The sequence below is a fragment of the Isoptericola sp. b515 genome (genome assembly GCF_030588125.1).
GTDB classification, from domain to species: Bacteria; Actinomycetota; Actinomycetes; order Actinomycetales; family Cellulomonadaceae; genus Isoptericola; species Isoptericola sediminis.
Window position 1 is genome coordinate 38,992 of the sequence record NZ_JAUQYR010000005.1, and the last position, 17,125, is coordinate 56,116.

At 76.0% G+C, this 17,125-nt stretch carries 14 protein-coding genes; 9 read left to right on the plus strand and 5 right to left on the minus strand.

Annotated features, from left to right (window positions below; translation table 11 throughout):
- Positions 1-79 precede the first annotated feature (79 nt).
- The 4 genes from Q6350_RS13995 to Q6350_RS14010 all read left to right on the plus strand — a co-directional run bounded on the left by Q6350_RS13995 (position 80) and on the right by Q6350_RS14010 (position 6,006).
- Complete coding sequence (locus tag Q6350_RS13995; RefSeq protein ID WP_305066510.1) at positions 80-1,831, plus strand: ABC transporter ATP-binding protein; 1,752 nt, start codon at positions 80-82, stop codon at positions 1,829-1,831.
- Positions 1,828-3,843 carry an ABC transporter ATP-binding protein gene (locus Q6350_RS14000; protein ID WP_305066511.1) on the plus strand — a complete coding sequence of 672 codons (2,016 nt, stop codon included), beginning with the start codon at positions 1,828-1,830 and terminating at the stop codon, positions 3,841-3,843. The genes Q6350_RS13995 and Q6350_RS14000 overlap by 4 nt, the downstream gene beginning before the upstream one ends.
- Before the next feature lie 30 nt (positions 3,844-3,873).
- A complete protein-coding gene (locus Q6350_RS14005; RefSeq protein WP_305066512.1) occupies positions 3,874-5,106 on the plus strand; it encodes an alpha/beta hydrolase in 1,233 nt (410 codons plus the stop codon).
- A 75-nt stretch (positions 5,107-5,181) separates the two neighbouring features.
- The gene (locus Q6350_RS14010) at positions 5,182-6,006 is read left to right on the plus strand and encodes an RNA methyltransferase (protein ID WP_305066513.1); all 825 of its coding nucleotides are present in this window, start codon (positions 5,182-5,184) and stop codon (positions 6,004-6,006) included.
- A gap of 25 nt (positions 6,007-6,031) precedes the next feature.
- On the opposite strand, the gene Q6350_RS14015 is transcribed toward Q6350_RS14010, so the two are convergent.
- A complete protein-coding gene (locus Q6350_RS14015; protein WP_171245839.1) occupies positions 6,032-6,190 on the minus strand; it encodes a hypothetical protein in 159 nt (52 codons plus the stop codon).
- The gene (locus Q6350_RS14020) at positions 6,187-6,837 is read right to left on the minus strand and encodes a DsbA family protein (protein WP_304603855.1); all 651 of its coding nucleotides are present in this window, start codon (positions 6,835-6,837) and stop codon (positions 6,187-6,189) included. The genes Q6350_RS14015 and Q6350_RS14020 overlap by 4 nt, the downstream gene beginning before the upstream one ends.
- 218 nt (positions 6,838-7,055) lie before the next feature.
- Between Q6350_RS14020 and Q6350_RS14025 the strand changes: the two genes are divergently transcribed.
- The gene (locus Q6350_RS14025) at positions 7,056-7,976 is read left to right on the plus strand and encodes a siderophore-interacting protein (protein WP_171245963.1); all 921 of its coding nucleotides are present in this window, start codon (positions 7,056-7,058) and stop codon (positions 7,974-7,976) included.
- Here Q6350_RS14025 and Q6350_RS14030 read toward each other — a convergent pair whose 3' ends face one another.
- Both Q6350_RS14030 and Q6350_RS14035 read right to left on the minus strand, forming a co-directional pair.
- Positions 7,977-8,564 carry a YbaK/EbsC family protein gene (locus tag Q6350_RS14030; protein ID WP_304607650.1) on the minus strand — a complete coding sequence of 196 codons (588 nt, stop codon included), beginning with the start codon at positions 8,562-8,564 and terminating at the stop codon, positions 7,977-7,979. It lies immediately after the preceding gene.
- Entirely contained in the window at positions 8,561-9,091 is a 531-nt protein-coding gene (locus tag Q6350_RS14035; protein WP_304603858.1) for a YbhB/YbcL family Raf kinase inhibitor-like protein, read from the minus strand. Before Q6350_RS14035 ends, Q6350_RS14030 begins: the two co-directional genes overlap by 4 nt.
- Positions 9,092-9,171: 80 nt before the next feature.
- On the opposite strand from Q6350_RS14035, the gene Q6350_RS14040 reads away from it, so the two are divergent.
- Positions 9,172-10,143, plus strand: coding sequence for a squalene cyclase (locus Q6350_RS14040; protein WP_305066514.1), 972 nt, complete (start codon positions 9,172-9,174; stop codon positions 10,141-10,143).
- Between the two features lie 7 nt (positions 10,144-10,150).
- On the opposite strand, the gene fabG is transcribed toward Q6350_RS14040, so the two are convergent.
- The gene (gene fabG, locus Q6350_RS14045) at positions 10,151-10,912 is read right to left on the minus strand and encodes a 3-oxoacyl-ACP reductase FabG (protein ID WP_304603860.1); all 762 of its coding nucleotides are present in this window, start codon (positions 10,910-10,912) and stop codon (positions 10,151-10,153) included.
- A gap of 188 nt (positions 10,913-11,100) precedes the next feature.
- Between fabG and Q6350_RS14050 the strand changes: the two genes are divergently transcribed.
- Genes Q6350_RS14050 through Q6350_RS14060 form a run of 3 tightly spaced genes read left to right on the plus strand, consistent with a single transcriptional unit; the run spans position 11,101 to position 17,106 of the window.
- Positions 11,101-11,913 (plus strand): hypothetical protein, encoded by an 813-nt coding sequence (locus Q6350_RS14050; protein ID WP_305066515.1) that lies wholly within the window; start codon positions 11,101-11,103, stop codon positions 11,911-11,913.
- On the plus strand, positions 11,910-13,559 hold the full coding sequence (locus Q6350_RS14055; RefSeq protein WP_305066517.1) for a DNA polymerase Y family protein: 1,650 nt from the start codon (positions 11,910-11,912) through the stop codon (positions 13,557-13,559). The genes Q6350_RS14050 and Q6350_RS14055 overlap by 4 nt, the downstream gene beginning before the upstream one ends.
- Positions 13,552-17,106 (plus strand): error-prone DNA polymerase, encoded by a 3,555-nt coding sequence (locus Q6350_RS14060; protein ID WP_305066518.1) that lies wholly within the window; start codon positions 13,552-13,554, stop codon positions 17,104-17,106. The genes Q6350_RS14055 and Q6350_RS14060 overlap by 8 nt, the downstream gene beginning before the upstream one ends.
- Positions 17,107-17,125: the final 19 nt, after the last annotated feature.

Here is a 17,125-nt window from a genome sequence, read left to right on the forward strand (position 1 = left end):
CGCCGTCCACCGCTGGACGGCGGGGCCCGCCGCGTCCAGGCTGAGGGGTGCACCGCCCGCCACGGACCCAGGAGCCGCGATGCTCGTCGCGCTGATCCGGCGCTACCTGCGCCCCTACCTCGGCGCCGTCGTCGTGCTCCTGGTGCTGCAGCTCGTCCAGACGCTGGGGACGCTCTACCTGCCGTCGCTCAACGCCGACATCGTCGACCAGGGTGTCGTCCAGGGGGACACGGGCTACATCCTGCGGGTCGGGGGCTGGATGCTGGTCGTCTCCCTGGCGCAGGTCGTCTGCGCGATCGGGGCGATCTTCCTCGGTGCCCGGGCGGCGACCGCGTTCGGCCGCGACCTGCGCCGCGACCTGTTCGACGCGGTCCAGGGGTTCTCGGCCCGCGAGCTCGGGCAGTTCGGGGCGCCGTCGCTGATCACCCGGACCACCAACGACGTCCAGCAGGTCATGATGATGGTCCTGCTGACGTTCACGATCATGGTCGTGGCGCCGATCATGATGGTCGGCGGCGTCGTGATGGCGCTGCGCGAGGACGGCAGCCTGTCGCTGCTCCTGCTCGTCGTGGTCCCCGTGCTGGGCGTCACGCTCGGGTTGCTGCTGTGGCGCATGGTGCCCTACTTCCGGGCCATGCAGGCGCGCATCGACGCGATCAACGGCGTGCTGCGCGAGCAGATCGCCGGGCTGCGCGTGGTGCGGGCGTTCGTGCGGGAGCGGGCCGAGGCGGAACGCTTCGCCGCGGCCAACACCCGGCTCTACGACGTCTCGCTCGGGGCCGGGAAGCTGATGGCGCTGGCGTTCCCCTCGGTGATGCTCGTCATGAACCTGTCCCAGGTGGCGGTGCTCTGGTTCGGGGCCGCGGAGGTCGCCGACGGGTCGCTGCAGGTGGGCTCCCTCATCGCGTTCCTCAGCTACATCATGTTCATCCTCATGGCGGTGATGATGTCCACGATGATGTTCATGATGGTGCCGCGGGCCTCCGTCGCCGCGGGCCGCATCAGCGAGGTCCTGGCCACGGAGTCCTCCGTCCGCGAGCCGGACCGGCCGGTCGCCCTGTCCCGCCTGGCGGGCGGCGCCGGGCCGCGGGGGCGGGTGACCTTCGACGGCGTGCGGTTCGGCTACCCCGGTGCCGACGCCCCGGTGCTGCAGGACGTCACCTTCGCCGCCGAGCCGGGCGCCACGACCGCGATCATCGGGTCCACCGGGTCCGGCAAGACGACGCTGCTGAACCTGGTGCCGCGCCTCTACGACCCGACGGGTGGCCAGGTCCGCCTCGACGGCGTCGACGTGCGCGACCTGTCCCTCGCGGACCTGGGCTCCGTGCTGGGTCTGGTGCCCCAGCAGGCCTACCTGTTCTCCGGCACGATCGCCGACAACCTGCGCTACGGCCGGCCCGAGGCCACCGAGGACGAGATGTGGGAGGCCCTGGACGTGGCCCAGGCCCGCGACGTCGTCGAGGCGCTGCCCGAGGGTCTGCAGGCCCCGGTGTCCCAGGGCGGGACCACCTTCTCCGGCGGGCAGCGCCAGCGGCTCGCCATCGCCCGCGCGGTGATCCGGCGGCCGCTGGTCTACCTGTTCGACGACTCGTTCTCCGCCCTGGACTACGCCACCGACGCCCGCCTGCGCGCGGCGCTGCGACCCCGGACCGCCGAGGCCACGGTGCTCGTCGTCGCCCAGCGCGTCGCCACCATCCGCGACGCCGACCAGATCCTCGTGCTCGACCACGGCCGCATCGTCGGCCGCGGCACGCACACCGAGCTGCTCGCCTCGAACGAGACCTACGCCGAGATCGTCACCTCGCAGATGTCCCTGGAGGAGGCACGATGAGCGGGCCGGCGGCGCACCGCCCGCCGCCCCGACCGCCCGGGCCGCCCGCCGGGGCGCACGGGCCCCGGGCCGTCGCCGGCATGCCCACGGCCAAGCCGCTGGACTTCACCGGCTCGCTGCGCCGGTTCGCCGCCGTCATGCGGCCCGAGCGCGTCCGCGTCACCGTGCTGCTGCTGTGCGGCACCGCCTCGGTCGTGCTCACGGTGCTGGGGCCCAAGCTCCTCGGGGACGCGACCGACGTCATCTTCGCCGGCGTGGTCGGCCGGATGCTGGGGCGCGCCATGCCGCCGGGCACCACCACCGCCGAGGCCGTCGAGCAGCTGAGGGCCGCCGGCGACGTCAACCAGGCCGACATGGTCGCCGCCATGAACGGCGTCGTGCCCGGGGTGGGCATCGACGTCACCCAGCTCACCCAGATCCTCACGACGGTCGCGGCGGTCTACGCGGGGGCCTTCCTGTTCGGGTGGTGGCAGGCACGGCTGATGACCGTCGCCGTGCAGAACACCGTGCGGCGGCTGCGTGACGAGGTCGAGGCCAAGCTGCACCGGATCCCGCTCAGCTACGTCGACCGCCAGGCGCGCGGCGACATCCTGTCCCGCGTCACCAACGACATCGACAACGTCGCCCAGACGACCACGCAGACCCTGGCCCAGCTCGTCACCGCCGTGCTGACCGTGGTCGGCGTGCTGACCATGATGTTCTGGATCTCCTGGGTGCTGGCACTGGTCGCCCTGGTGACCGTGCCGGTCTCGATCCTGCTGACCATGGCGATCGCACGGCGCTCCCAGCCGCAGTTCGTCGAGCAGTGGGCCGCCACCGGCCGGCTCAACGCGCACGTGGAGGAGATGTTCACCGGTCACGCGCTGGTCAAGGTCTACGGGCGCCAGGCCGACGCCGCCGAGACCTTCGCCCGGGAGAACGAGGCCGTCCACGACGCGACGCGGCGCTCGCAGTTCATCTCCGGCACCATCCAGCCCTCCATGGGCTTCCTGGCCAACCTCAACTACGTGCTGGTCGCGGTCATCGGCGGGCTGCGCGTCGCGGGTGGTCAGCTCTCGATCGGGGACGTGCAGGCGTTCATCCAGTACTCGCGCCAGTTCACGCAGCCGTTGAGCCAGATCGCCTCGATGATGAACCTGCTCCAGTCCGGGGTGGCCTCGGCCGAGCGGGTCTTCGAGCTGCTGGACGCCCCGGAGCAGGAGCCCGACCCGGACCCGGCGCGGGACCCGGCGATGGTGCGCGGGCGGGTCGAGTTCGACGACGTGTCCTTCTCCTACGTGCCCGACGAGCCCCTCATCGAGCACCTCGACCTCGTGGCCGAGCCCGGCCGCACGATCGCGATCGTGGGGCCGACGGGGGCCGGCAAGACGACGCTGGTCAACCTCGTCATGCGCTTCTACGAGGTCGACGGCGGCCGGATCCTGCTCGACGGCGTCGACACGCGCGAGATGACCCGCGACGGGCTGCGGTCCCGGATCGGGATGGTGCTGCAGGACACCTGGCTGTTCGGCGGCACGATCGCGGAGAACATCCGGTACGGCGTGCGCGAGGGCCGCGACGTGTCCGACGAGGAGTTCCTGGCGGCCACCCGGGCGACGTCGGTCGACCCGTTCGTGCGCACCCTGCCCGACGGCTACGACACGGTCCTCGACGAGGGCGGCGCCGCGCTGTCGACCGGCGAGAAGCAGCTGCTGACGATCGCGCGGGCCTTCCTCGCCGACCCCGACATCCTCATCCTCGACGAGGCGACGAGCTCGGTCGACACCCGCACCGAGGTGCTCGTGCAGGAGGCGATGAACGCCCTGCGTTCCGGGCGCACCTCGTTCGTCATCGCCCACCGGCTGTCCACCATCCGCGAGGCCGACCTCATCGTGGTCATGGAGCACGGCCGCATCGTCGAGCAGGGCGACCACGACGGTCTGCTCGCGGCGGGCGGCGCCTACGCCCGGCTCTACGCGAGCCAGTTCGCCGCTCCGATGACGGACGAGCCCGACGGCGGTTCCGGTGCGTGAGACGCCGCCGCGCGTGCCACAGTGGAGCGCGTGACCGCACCCGACACCCGTCCCGACCAGGAGCCGACGTCCGCGGCCACGGTCGGGCCGGGCCGCCCCTCGCGTGGCGGCGGACTCGCCGTCGGCGTGCTCCTGGCCGTCGCCCTGCCGCTGGCGGTCCTGTCGTCCGGCGCCCTGGTTCCCGGCACCCCCTGGTGGGGGCACGTCGGGGTGGCGGTGTCTCCCTGGGCGGTGTGGTTCGTGGCGGCGGGGATCGTCGTGGTCGTGCTGGGGACGATCGCGCTGCTGCGCCGGGCGTCGGTGGCGCGGGTCCTGGTGCTCGCGGCCGGCGTCGTCACCACGGTGTGCGCGTTCGTCGTCGTGACCCAGCAGCTGCTCGTCGCCCAGCACCACGACGTCGCCGTCCGGATCGGCGAGCTGTTCGCCGTGTCCCGGGGTGACGTGTCCGCCGACCTGCACGCCACCTACGGGCAGCAGGACGGCGAGGCGCAGGAGCTGTCCGTCTGGCTGCCCCGCACCGGCGGGGACGACGCCCCGGCGCCCGTGGTCGTGCTCGTGCACGGCGGCGGGTGGGCCACCGAGAACCGCCTGCAGCCGACCACGGCCTCGCACGCCGCCTGGTTCGCGCAGCAGGGCTTCCTGGCCGTCAGCGTCGACTACCCGCTCTCGGACGACGAGCACCACCGCTGGGACGTCGTCGAACCGCAGGTGGCGTGCGCGCTGGTATGGGTGGGCCGGCACGCCGCCGAGCACGGCGGAGACGGCACCGCGGTCCACCTCGCCGGGGACTCCGCCGGTGGCAACGTCGCGCTGGACGTGGCCTACCGCGCCGCCACCGGGGAGATCGAACCCGCCTGCACCGGCGACCTGCCCCGCGTCGCCGCCGTCAGCACGCTCTATCCCGTGGCCGACCCGGTGGCCTTCCACGACAACACCGACCCGGTCGTCGGGAGCAGGGCACGGGTGCTGTCCGAGCGGTACACGGGCGGGACCCCCGCCGAGGTGCCCGAGCGCTACGCCGCGGTGACGCCGGCCGAGCACGTCGCCGGCGGGGCGCCGGCGACCCTGATGATGCTCGGGACGGCGGACCGTCTCGTCCCGCCGGCCGGCGCGCAGGACCTCGCCGACGAGCTCGCCCGGCACGGGGTGGAGCACGAGCTGGTCGAGCTGCCGCGGGCCGGGCACGCCTTCGACGTCGCCCCCGGGGGAGTGGGGACGCAGACCTGGCGCGAGCTGACGCTGCGGTGGTTCTCGGGGTCCTGACGCGGTGGGCTCCGCCGACGGCGGCTCGACGAGCCGACGGCGTCGACGGGTTCGGGAGTACGGGAGAATCGGCGGATGCCGCTCGTCCACGTCACCGACCCCGCCGACGCGCGCCTGCGCGACTACACCGACCTCACCGACGTCAAGCTGCGCACGGCCCGCGAGCCCGCCGAGGGGCTGTTCATGGCCGAGTCGTCCAACGTCATCCGCCGGGCGCTGGCCGCCGGGCACCGGCCGCGGTCGTTCCTCATGGCCGACAAGTGGCTCGACTCGATGTCCGACGTGCTCGCCGCGCACCCCGACGTGCCCGTCTTCGTCGCCGACGAGGTCGTGCTGCGCGAGATCACCGGGTTCCACCTGCACCGCGGGGCGCTCGCGGCCATCCACCGCCCCGCGCTGCCGGCCGTCGCCGAGCTGCTCTCGCGCGGCGGGGCGGCCGGGGGAGCGCGCCGGGTGGCGGTGCTGGAGGACATCGTCGACCACACGAACGTCGGGGCGGTCTTCCGCTCCGCGGCGGGGCTGGGCGTGGACGCCGTGCTGGTGACCCCGCGGTGCGCGGACCCGCTGTACCGGCGCAGCGTGCGGGTCTCGATGGGCACGGTGTTCCAGGTGCCGTGGACGCGGCTCGACGCGTGGCCCGCCGACGTGGGCGTCTTGCAGGACCTCGGGTTCACGGTCGCCGCCCTGGCGCTCAGCGACGACGCCGTCACCCTCGACGAGCTGGCGGCCGAGGCCCCGGACCGGCTCGCGCTCGTGCTCGGGACGGAGGGCGACGGGCTGTCGCGCGGTGCGGTGGCCGCCGCCGACCGGGTCGTGCGCATCCCGATGGCCGGCGCCGTCGACTCGCTCAACGTCGCCGCGGCCTCGGCGGTCGCCTTCTGGGCGACGCGCGTCCGCTAGGTCGACTTCTCCGGGGGCCGGCCGGTCAGTCCGTCGGCTGAGCCTCCTGCGGCGCCGCGGCACCGGGGGCGGCGCACGCGTCTCCCTCGCACAGCGCCGCCCCGGGGTCACCGAGGACGACGAACGGTCCGGTGGGGGTGCCGTCGTCGGAGGGCCGGTCGGCGGGGCGGTCCGGGGTGCTCACGCGGCGTCCTCGGCGGCGGCCTGCCGGAGCGCGTCGACGAAGACCTCCACCGGCTGCGCGCCGGAGACCGCGAACCGTGAGTCCAGGACGAAGAACGGCACTCCCCGGATGCCGAGGGAGGCGGCCTGGGCGACGTCCTGGTCGACCGCGGCGCCGAACGAGCCGTCGGCGAGGACTCCCAGCGCCTCCTCGCGGTCCAGCCCGACCTCGGCGGCCAGGTCGGCGAGCTCGTCGTGGCGACCGACGTGCCGTCCCTCGGTGAAGTAGGCCGCGAGCAGGCGCTCCTTGAGCTGGGCCTGACGTCCGTGGGCCAGGGCGTGGTGCAGCAGACGGTGCGCGGCCCGGGTGTTGGCCGGGTGGACCTGCTCGTAGTCGAAGGCGAGGCCTGCGCGGGCGGCGAGCTCTGTGGTGCGCCGCTCCATCTGGTGCGCCTGGTCGACGTCCACGCCCATCTTCGCGGCCAGCATCTCGGCGTGGCTGCCGGTGGTGTCCACGGGGAGGTCCGGGGAGAGCTCGAACGAGTGGTAGACGATCTCTGCCGGGACGTCGGCGACCTCGACGGCCGCCTCCAGGTTGCGCTTGCCGATGTAGCAGAACGGGCAGGCGATGTCGGACCAGACGTCGACACGGATCGGGGTGGCAGGCATGCGGGCGTCGCTCTCCTCGGGATGCGGTACGGGCCGCGGGGTCGGCCCGCCGTCGCCAACCGACCGTCCGGCACCGTTGTTCCGACCGAGGCGGCGCCCGGTGTGTGGTGCGGGTCACTCTTGCCGGAGCCTGGTCAGGTGAGGTTAGGCTGGCCTACGTGACCGAAGCCGTGACCGACTCCCGCACCGAGACCTCCGTCGCGCCGCGCCCCTGGCGCATGTTCGACGTCGAGGTCCTGCGCGTCACGCGGCTGTGCCCGTCCTTCGTACGGATCACCTTCACCGGTGAGGACCTGCACGAGTTCGCCGACAACGGCCGCGACCAGCGGATCAAGTTCCTGCTGCCCGCGCCGTGCGGCGGCTGGGAGTACCTGGACCGGCAGAACCCGGACTGGTTCACCTCCTGGCGTGCCCTGCCCGAGGAGCGTCGCAACCCGCTGCGCACCTACACCGTGCGCGCCGTGCGGCCCGCGCGGCGCGAGGTGGACGTCGACATCGTCCTGCACGGGGACACCGGGCCCGCCTCGCGGTGGGCGAACGGGGCCCGGCCGGGCTCGCCCCTGGTCATCCTGGGGCCGAACGCGGCCTACGACGGCGGCCCGCACGGCGGGCGCGAGTTCGCCCCGCCGTCCTCGAGCCACGCCCTGCTGCTGGCCGGCGACGAGACCGCCGTGCCGGCCATCGCGTCGATCTGCGAGTCGCTGCCCGCGGACGCCGTCGGGGAGGTCTTCCTCGAGGTGCCGCACGCCGAGGACCGCTGGACGCTCGCCGCCCCGGCGGGCGTGCGGGTCACCTGGTTGCCACGCGACGGCGCGGAGCACGGCGACGTCCTCGTCCCGGCCGTGCAGGACGCCGCCGACCGCCTGCTGGCGATGGGCGTGCGCCCGACGGCGGACGGCGCGGCCGCGACGCCGTCCGCCGAGCTGGCCGACGTCGACGTCGACACCGACCTGCTGTGGGAGGTCCCGGTCGACGCCGACGGGCGCCCCCTGGCGCAGGACACGGTGCTGTACGCCTGGCTGGCCGGCGAGGCCGGCGTCATCAAGACGTTGCGCCGCTACCTGGTGCGCACCAAGGGCGTGGACCGCCGGTCCGTGGCCTTCATGGGCTACTGGCGGCGCGGCCGCTCCGAGTGCTGATCAGTCCCGCACCACACCCAGGTCGTCGACGACCTCGACGCCCGGCGCGGCGCACAGCAGGTCGCCGGGCATGAGCAGCTTCGAGGACCGCAGCCCGGAGCCCATCAGGGCCGGGGCCGCGGCGTCGTCGAAGCGGCCGTCCACCAGGACCCGCCACGCGGCCGGCACCCCGATCGGGGTGATGCCGCCGTAGGCCATGCCGGACTCGCGCGTGGCGCGGTCCATCGGCAGGAAGGACGCCTTGCGGGCGTCGAGCAGCTTGCGCACCCGGGTGTTGACGTCGGCGAACGTCGTGGCGGGCACGACGCAGGCCGCGACGCGCTCGACCTCGCCGCGCCGGCCGGCCACCACGACGCAGTTCGCCGACGCCTCGGGCGGGAGCCCGTGGACCTTGTTGAGCGTCGCCGTGTCGGCGTGGTCCGGGTCGATCTCGGCGACGGCCACCTGTCGCGCGACCCGGGCGTCCGTGGCGGCCCAGTCGCGCAGCGCCGCGGCGACGGGCGCCGCCAGCAGGTCGGGCCGCTGCAGGGCGGGCTCCCACCCCAGGTCGCCCAGCGTGGGCAGGCCCGCCCCGGCCGTCTCGCTCATCGGCGATAGGTCCCGGTCAGCGTGGCGCGGGCGATGACGTGGAAGTACACGTTGAACGCGGCGTGCACGTTCGTGTTCTCGGTGGTCAGGCCGAGGGTGTCCACGTCGAGGGCGTGCACCGCGAAGACGTAGCGGTGGGCGTGGTCGCCGGGCGGCGGCCCGGCGCCCTCGAAGCCGATCTGCCCGCCGTCCGAGGTGAGCTGGAAGGCGCCGGCGGGCAGCCCGTCGCCGTCGGGCGACCCGGCGCCGCGCGGCAGCGAGGTCACCGAGGCCGGGACGTCCAGGACGTGCCAGTGCCAGTAGCCCGACGGCGTGGGCGCGTCCGGGTCGAAGCAGCTGACGACGAACGACTTCGTCTCGGGCGGGAACCCGGACCAGGCCAGCGCCGGGGAGGTGTTGCCGCCGTCGGCGGCGTGGTCGGCGGACATCGGGTCGCCCTCGGTGACGTCGGCGCTCGTGAGCTCGAACGTCGCCGGGACGGGCAGCAGCGAGTAGGGGTCCGGTGGGGTCGGCCGTGTGAAGTCCATGCCCCCACCCTGGTACGCGCCCCCGGCGGCGGCAACGGCACACGCGGGCGTGCGCACCCGGTGCGCCCTACGATCGCGGCATGACCGTGCCCACGTCGTGGCTGCTCGACGCCGACCCGGCGCTGCGGTGGCAGGTGGAGCGCGACCTGCTCGGGCTCGACGAGAGCGTCTGGCGTGCCACGCGCGCCCGGGTGGCGTCCGAGGGGTTCGGTGCCCGGCTGCTGGCGCTGCAGGACGACGACGGCCGGTGGGCCGGCGGCGCGTTCTTCCCGGGCGGGCAGGCGTACTTCGCCGTGCAGCGTGCCGAGGCCGACGCGCCCCAGCCGTGGACGGCGACGACGTGGTCGCTCAACGCGCTGCGCGAGTGGGGCCTGGACGCCGCGGTGCTGCGCGCCCGCGACACCCCCGGCCGCCTCGCCCGGGACTGCCGGTGGGAGTACGACGACCTGCCCTACTGGGGCGGGGAGGTCGACTGCTGCATCAACGCCTTCACGCTCGCCAACGGCGCCTGGCTCGGGGTGGACGTCGAGCCGGTCCTGGACCGTCTTCTCGAGGTGCGCCGGGCGGACGGCGGGTGGAACTGCGACTGGGTCGAGGGGGCCACGGTCTCCTCGGTCACCTCGACGCTGAACGTGGTCTCCGGGCTGCTGGACTACGAGCAGCGCGTCGGCGGCGACGAGCGCGCCCGCGAGGCGCGTCGCACGGGCCAGGAGTACCTGCTGCGGCGCCGCCTGATGTACCGGCTGTCCACCGGCGAGCTCATCGGCCCGTGGGTGCTGCCGGCCGAGTACCCGTACCGCGGCCGCTACAGCGTGCTGCGCGCGGCCGACCACGTCCGCCGCGCCGCGGCGTACGACGGCCTCGCCCCGGACGAGCGGCTGGCGGACGCGGTCGAGGTCGTGCGGGCGGCCCGCCGCGAGGACGGCACCTGGGTGCGCGACCGCCACCACCCGGGCGAGGAGTGGTTCGAGGTGGACGTCCCGGCCGGTGAGCCCTCGCGGTGGCTCACGCTGGCCGGGACGCTCCTGCTGCGGTGGTGGGACGGCGCGTGAGCGGCCGTCAGTCCTTGGGGCCGCCCGCGACGTACAGCACCTGACCGTTGGTGTACCCGGCCTCGGGCGAGCAGAAGAACGACACGGCCGCGGCGATGTCCTCGGGCCGCCCGACGCGGCCGGCCGGGACGTCCTTCGCGATGCCGGCCAGGAACTCCTCCAGCGGCACGCCGACCCGCTGGGCGGTCTCGGCGATCATGTCGGTCTCGATGACCCCGGGGGCCACGGCGTTGGCCGTGACGCCGAACTTGCCGAGCTCGACGGCGAGGGTCTTGGTGAACCCCTGCATGCCGGCCTTGGCCGCGGAGTAGTTCGCCTGACCGCGGTGCCCCTGGGCCGAGGTGCTGGACAGGTTGACGACGCGGCCCCACCCGGCGTCGACCATGTACCGCTGCACGGCACGGGTCATGAGGAACGCGCCGCGCAGGTGCACCCCGAGCACGGCGTCCCAGTCGTCGGCGGACATCTTGAACAGCAGGTTGTCGCGCAGGATGCCGGCGTTGTTGACCAGCACCGTCGGGGCGCCGAGCTCGGCGACCACGCGCTCGACGGCGTCGGTCACGGACTGCTCGTCGGCGACGTCCACGCCGACGCCGATCGCGCGGTGCCCGTCCGCGACGAGGGTGGCGGCGGTCTCGGCCGCGGCCTCCTCGCGCAGGTCGAGCAGCGCCACGGCGTGGCCGTCCGCGGCGAGCCGGGCGGCGGTGGCGGCGCCGATGCCGCGGGCGGCGCCGGTGACGATCGCGACGCGGTCAGTGGTGGGGGTCATCGAGGGTCCTCTCGTCGACGGTGACGGTCGGGGGCGGGGTTCTCCCGCGCGCCCGGTCCAGTGTGCCAGGCCTCGGCGACCCGGTTGACACCCGGCGCCGCGGCGCGTGTACTAGAGACATGTTCGAACAGATGTTCGAACAGGGGTCGACGGTCCGTCGGCCGCCGCATCACCGGGGGAGGGGGCGTGTGACCGTCGTCCCCGAGGCGCCCGCCCGCAGCGACCACGCCGCACGGCACGCGCGGGCGCTCGCCGCCCTGCGGTCCGCGGAGCGTGCGGTCCCCGCGCGGCCGCGGCCGACCCCGGTCGGCGTGCCCGGTCCCGGCGACGACGCACCGCCCGCCGCCGGGCCGCCCCGGACCGCCCCGCCCCGCGGCGGCCGCGCCGTGCACCCGGACCTCGCGCCGCTGCTGCCCGGCGGGGTGCTGCCCACCGGCGGCGTCCTGGCGGTGCAGGGGTCGACGAGCCTGCTGCTCGGGCTGCTGGCCGCGCCCTCGCGCGCCGGCGCCTGGACCGTCCTGGTCGGGGCGCCGGCCGTCGGGCTGCTGGCCGCCGCCGACGCCGGGATCGACCTGGCGCGCACCGTCGTCGTGCCGGCCCCCGGCCCGGACGCCCCCGCGGTGCTGGCCGCGCTGCTGGACGGCATGGACGTCGTCGTGGTCGGTCCGCAGGCCCCGCTGGCGGACGCCGACCGGCGCCGCCTCGCCGCCCGGGCCCGCCAGCGCGAGGCCGTCCTGGTCGCGGCCGGCCGCTGGGCCGGTGCCCACGTCACGCTCGACGCCCGCGGCGGGACCTGGACCGGCGTGGACGCCGGGGCGGGCTGGCTGCGCCGACGCACCCTGCGCGTGCTGCGCACCGGGCGCGGGGCGTCCGCCCGCCCGGTGGAGATCGACGTCGAGGTGCCGCTCGGCGGCGAGCCGCCCCTTGCCGCCTCCCCGGCGGACACCGTCGCGCAGGACCTGCCCGGCCTGCCCGACGACCGGCACCTGAGGGTCGCATGAGCACGCCCGGCCCCCACGGGACCCGGCACGCCCCCACCCGCACCGCGGCGCTGTGGGTCCCGGACTGGCCGGTGGTGGCGGCCCTGGCCGCCGCCGGGCTGGACGCGCACGTGCCGGCCGCCGTCCTCGGTGCCCGCGCCGGCGGGGGGACGACCGCCGGGCGCAGCGTCGTGGCGACCTCCGCCGTCGCGCGCAGCGCCGGGGTGCGGCGCGGCATGCGGCGTCGTCAGGCCCAGGAGGCGTGCCCCGAGCTGGTGCTGCTGGAGGTCGACGACGAGCGCGACGCGCGCACCTTCGAACCCGTGGCCGCGGCCGCCGAGACCGTCGTGGCCGGTCTGGAGATCGCCCGCCCCGGCCTGCTGCTGCTGCCCGCCGACGGCGCGGCGCGCTACCACGGCTCCGAGCCCGCGCTGGCCGAGGCCCTGGCCGACGCGGTGGCCGCGACGGGCCACGAGTGCCAGGTCGGGGTCGCCGACGGGCTGCTGGCCGCGGTGCTCGCCGCCCGCTCCGACGCCGTCGTGCCGCCCGGCGGGTCGGCGGCGGCGCTGGCCGCCCGACCCGTGGGCGAGCTCGTGCACGCCGTGTGCGACCCCGGTGTGGTGGCGGCCGTGCGCGACGCCGTGGGGCTGTGGTGGCGCCTCGGGCTGCACACCCTGGGGGACCTCGCCGCCCTGCCCGCGGCGAGCGTGGCCGCCCGGTTCGGCGACCTCGGTGCCTGGGCGCACCGCCTGGCTCGCGGCGAGGACGAGCGCCCGCCCGCCCGCCGCCGCCTCGAGGCCGACCTGGCCGTGGAGACCGCGCTGGACCCGCCCGCCGACCGGGTCGACGTCGCCGCGTTCGCCGCCCGCCGCCTCGCCGAGGAGCTGCACGCGCTGCTCGTGGCCCACGGCGTGGCCTGCGGCCGGCTGCGCATCACCGCCCGCACGACCGAGGGCGAGCTGGAGCGCTGCTGGCGCACCGACACCGCCGCCGGCGGGCTGTCCGCCGCCCGGATCACCGACCGGGTGCGCTGGCAGCTCGAGGGCTGGCTGACCGACGCCGCCCGGCGGCGCACCGGCACCGCGGGCTCGCCCGAGGTCGCCCCCGTGGTCCACCTCGCCCTCGCCGCCGAGGACGTCGCCCCCGCCGGCACCCACCAGCCCGCCCTGTGGGGCGCCGACGCCGGGCAGGACGAGCGCGCCCGCCAGGCGCTGGACCGGGTGCAGGGGCTGCTCGGCGGGGACGCCGTGCTCACCGTGCGCCGCGCCGGCGGCCGCGACCCGCGCCACCGGGTCCGGCTCGTGCCCTACGGCGAGGAGGCCGTCGTCGACCGCCCGCCCGACCGGCCCTGGCCCGGGGCGCTGCCCAGCCCGGCCCCGGCCACGCTGCTGCCCGAACCCGCCCCCGCCCGGCTGCTCGACGCCGCCGGCACCGACGTCGTGGTCGACGCCCGCCTCGGGCGCAGCGGCGACCCGCACCGGGTGCGCTGGGACGACCAGGAGCACCGCGTCGTCGGCTGGGCCGGCCCGTGGCCGCTGGCCGAACGCTGGTGGGCGCCCGACGGCGGCACCCGGCGGGTGCACCTGCAGGCGGTGCTCGACGACGGGCGCGGGCTGCTGCTCGCCCAGACCGCGGGCGCCTGGACCGTGGAGGCGCTCTATGACTGAGCCCCGCCCGGCATCCCGGTACGCCGAGCTGCACGCCCACTCGGCGTTCAGCTTCCTCGACGGCGCCAGCCACCCCGCCGAGCTCGCCGCCGAGGCCGCCCGGCTCGGCCTGGAGGCCCTGGCCCTGACCGACCACGACGGCCTGTACGGGGTGGTCCGGTTCGCCGAGGCCGCCCGCGCCGTCGGGCTGCCCACCGTGTTCGGCGCCGAGCTGCACCTGCCCGCTCCCGTGCCCGGCGGCGCGCCGGTGCTCGACGAGCCCACCGGCGTGCCCGACCCGCGCGCCACGCACCTGCTCGTGCTCGCCCGCGGACCGGACGGCTACCGGAACCTGTCGCGCGCGATCGCCACCGCCCACCTGGAGGCCGGCGTCAAGGGCAGGGCCCGCTACGACCTCGACCGGCTCGGGGCCGAGGCCGACGGCCAGTGGCTGGTGCTCACCGGCTGCCGCAAGGGGGCCGTGCGGCAGGCGCTCGAGCAGGGCCCGCCCGGCACGGACCCGCTGCGCGCCGCCCGCCGCGAGCTCGACCGGCTCACCGCCGTCTTCGGCCGCGACAACGTGGCCGTGGAGCTCACCGCCACCGGCGACCCCCGCGACGCCGACCGGCACCAGGCGCTCGCCGCGCTGTCGCAGGAGGCCGGGCTGCCGCTGGTGGCCACCACCGCCGCCCACTACGCCCGCCCCCGCGACGCCGACCTGGCCGGGGCGCTCGCGGCCGTGCGCGCCCGCTCCTCCCTGGACGACCAGGACGGCTGGCTGCCCGGCGCCCCCACGGCGCACCTGCGCTCGGCGGCCGAGATGGCCCGGCTGCACCACCGGCACCCGGCCGCCGTGCCGACGGCCGCCGACCTGGCCACCGAGTGCGCGTTCGACCTGCACCTGGTGGCGCCGGACCTGCCGCCGTACCCGGTGCCGGACGGCCACGACGAGGCGAGCTGGCTGCGCGAGCTCACCCACCGGGGCGCCGCCGAACGCTACGGCCCGCGCCCCGGGCCCGGTGTCGCCGAGCGGGAGCCCGGGGCGTGGGCGCAGATCGACCACGAGCTGCGCGTCATCGACCAGCTCGGCTTCCCGGGGTACTTCCTCGTGGTCTACGACCTGGTCGAGTTCTGCCGGCGCGAGGGCATCCTGTGCCAGGGCCGCGGCAGCGCCGCCAACTCCGCGGTCTGCTACGCCCTGGGCATCACCGCCGTCGACGCCGTGCACCACGGGCTGCTGTTCGAACGCTTCCTGGCCCCCGAGCGCGACGGACCCCCCGACATCGACATCGACATCGAGTCCGGACGGCGCGAGGAGGTCATCCAGCACGTCTACGCCCGGTTCGGGCGGACGCACGCCGCCCAGGTCGCCAACGTCATCTCCTACCGGCCGCGCTCGGCGGTGCGCGACGCCGCCCGCGCGCTCGGGTACGACGTCGGCCAGCAGGACGCCTGGAGCAAGTCCATCGAACGCTGGGGGTCGCTGCGCGGCCCCGACCCGGCCGGCCCCGCGGCGGACCGCGCCACCGCGGCGGACCGCGCCGCCGCCGGGGCCCCGGTCACCCGGCGCGACGAGCGCCGCGCCGAGGTCGCCGCCCGGTGGCGGCACGGCACCCCGCCGCGGCCGGACGCCCCCGTGGTCGACCCGCTCGCCGTCGACGGCGGGCTGCGCCGGGCCGACGACCCGCACGACGTCGTGCCCGCCCAGCCGCCGCCGTCGGCCGAGCAGGAGGGCCACATCCCCGCGGCGGTGCTGGACCTCGCCGAACGGTTCCTGCGCCTGCCCCGGCACCTGGGCATCCACTCCGGGGGCATGGTGATGTGCGACCGGCCCGTCATCGAGGTCTGCCCGGTCGAGTGGGCCCGGATGGAGGGACGCACCGTGCTGCAGTGGGACAAGGAGGACTGCGCCGACGCCGGGCTGGTCAAGTTCGACCTGCTGGGGCTCGGGATGCTCACCGCGATCCGGTACGCCTTCACCTCCGTCCGCGAGGCCACCGGGCAGACCCTCGCGCTGCACACCCTGCCGGCCGAGGACCCGCGCGTGTACGACCTGCTGTGCGCCGCCGACACCGTCGGGGTGTTCCAGGTGGAGTCCCGCGCCCAGATGGCCACCCTGCCGCGGCTGCAGCCCCGGACCTTCTACGACATCGTCGTCGAGGTCGCCCTCATCCGGCCCGGCCCGATCCAGGGCCGCTCGGTGCACCCCTACATCGAACGCTCCCGGGGCCGCGAGGAGGTCACCTACCTGCACCCCCTGCTGGAGCCGTCGCTGCGGCGCACCCTGGGGGTGCCGCTGTTCCAGGAGCAGCTCATGCAGATGGCGATCGACGTCGCCGGGTTCACCCCCGCCGAGTCCGACCGGCTGCGCCGGGCCATGGGCTCCAAACGCTCCGTGGAACGCATGGAGGCGCTGCGCGGGCGCCTGTTCGCCGGCATGACCGAGCGTGGCGTGCCGCCGGACGTCCAGGAGGAGATCTACGACAAGCTGCGGGCCTTCGCCGACTTCGGGTTCCCCGAGTCGCACGCCTACTCGTTCGCCTTCCTGGTCTACGCCAGCTCCTGGCTCAAGGTGCACCACCCCGAGGCGTTCTACGCCGGGCTGCTCGCCGCCCAGCCGATGGGGTTCTACTCCCCGGCGTCCCTGGTCGCCGACGCCCGCCGGCACGGGGTGCGCGTGCTGCGCCCGGACGTCAACGCCTCGGCGGCGCTCGCGGGCGTCGAGGCGCAGACGCACGACCCTGTCGCCGGCCCGGTCGAGCATGCCCGGGGGGCCCGGCCGGAGAGCGGGACGGGCCCCCCGGGCATGCTCGACGAGGGCGTCGTCGGCAGCGGCGGGGTGCCGCTCGACGTCGACGAGGCGCTGGCCGTCCGGCTCGGCCTCGGCGCCGTGCGGGGGCTGGGCGCCGACGTCGCCGAGCAGATGGTCGCCGAGCGGGCCGCGCGCGGGCCGTTCACCGACCTGCGCGACCTCGTGCGCCGCGTCGAGCTGTCCACCGCGCGCCTGGAGGCCCTGGCCACCGCCGGGGCGCTGGCCTCGCTCGGGGTGACCCGCCGCGAGGGGCTGTGGGCCGCGGGCGCGCTCGGGCAGGAGGGGCCCGCCACGCTCGAGGGGGTCAGCGTGGGGGTGTCCGCCCCGGCGCTGCCCGGCATGGACCCCCTGGAGATCGACGTCGCCGACGCCTGGGCCACCGGCATCACCCCGGACTCCACCTCACCGCTGGAGCACGTGCGCGCCGGGCTGGACCGCCAGGGCGTGCTCACGGTGGCCGCGGCCACGGCGACGGAGCCGGGACGCCGCGTCGCGGTCGGCGGGGTGGTCACCCACCGGCAGCGGCCGGGCACCGCCGGCGGGGTGACGTTCCTGTCCCTGGAGGACGAGACCGGGCTGCTCAACGTCATCTGCACCCCCGGGCTGTGGCGCCGGTTCCGCACCGTGGCGCGCGGCGCCCCGGCGCTCGTGGTACGCGGACAGGTGGAGCAGGCCGACGGCGCGGTCAACCTGCTCGCCGAGCACCTGGCGCCGCTGCGCCTGCCGGTCACGACCCGGTCGCGCGACTTCCGCTGACAGCGCTCGGCGCCGGTCC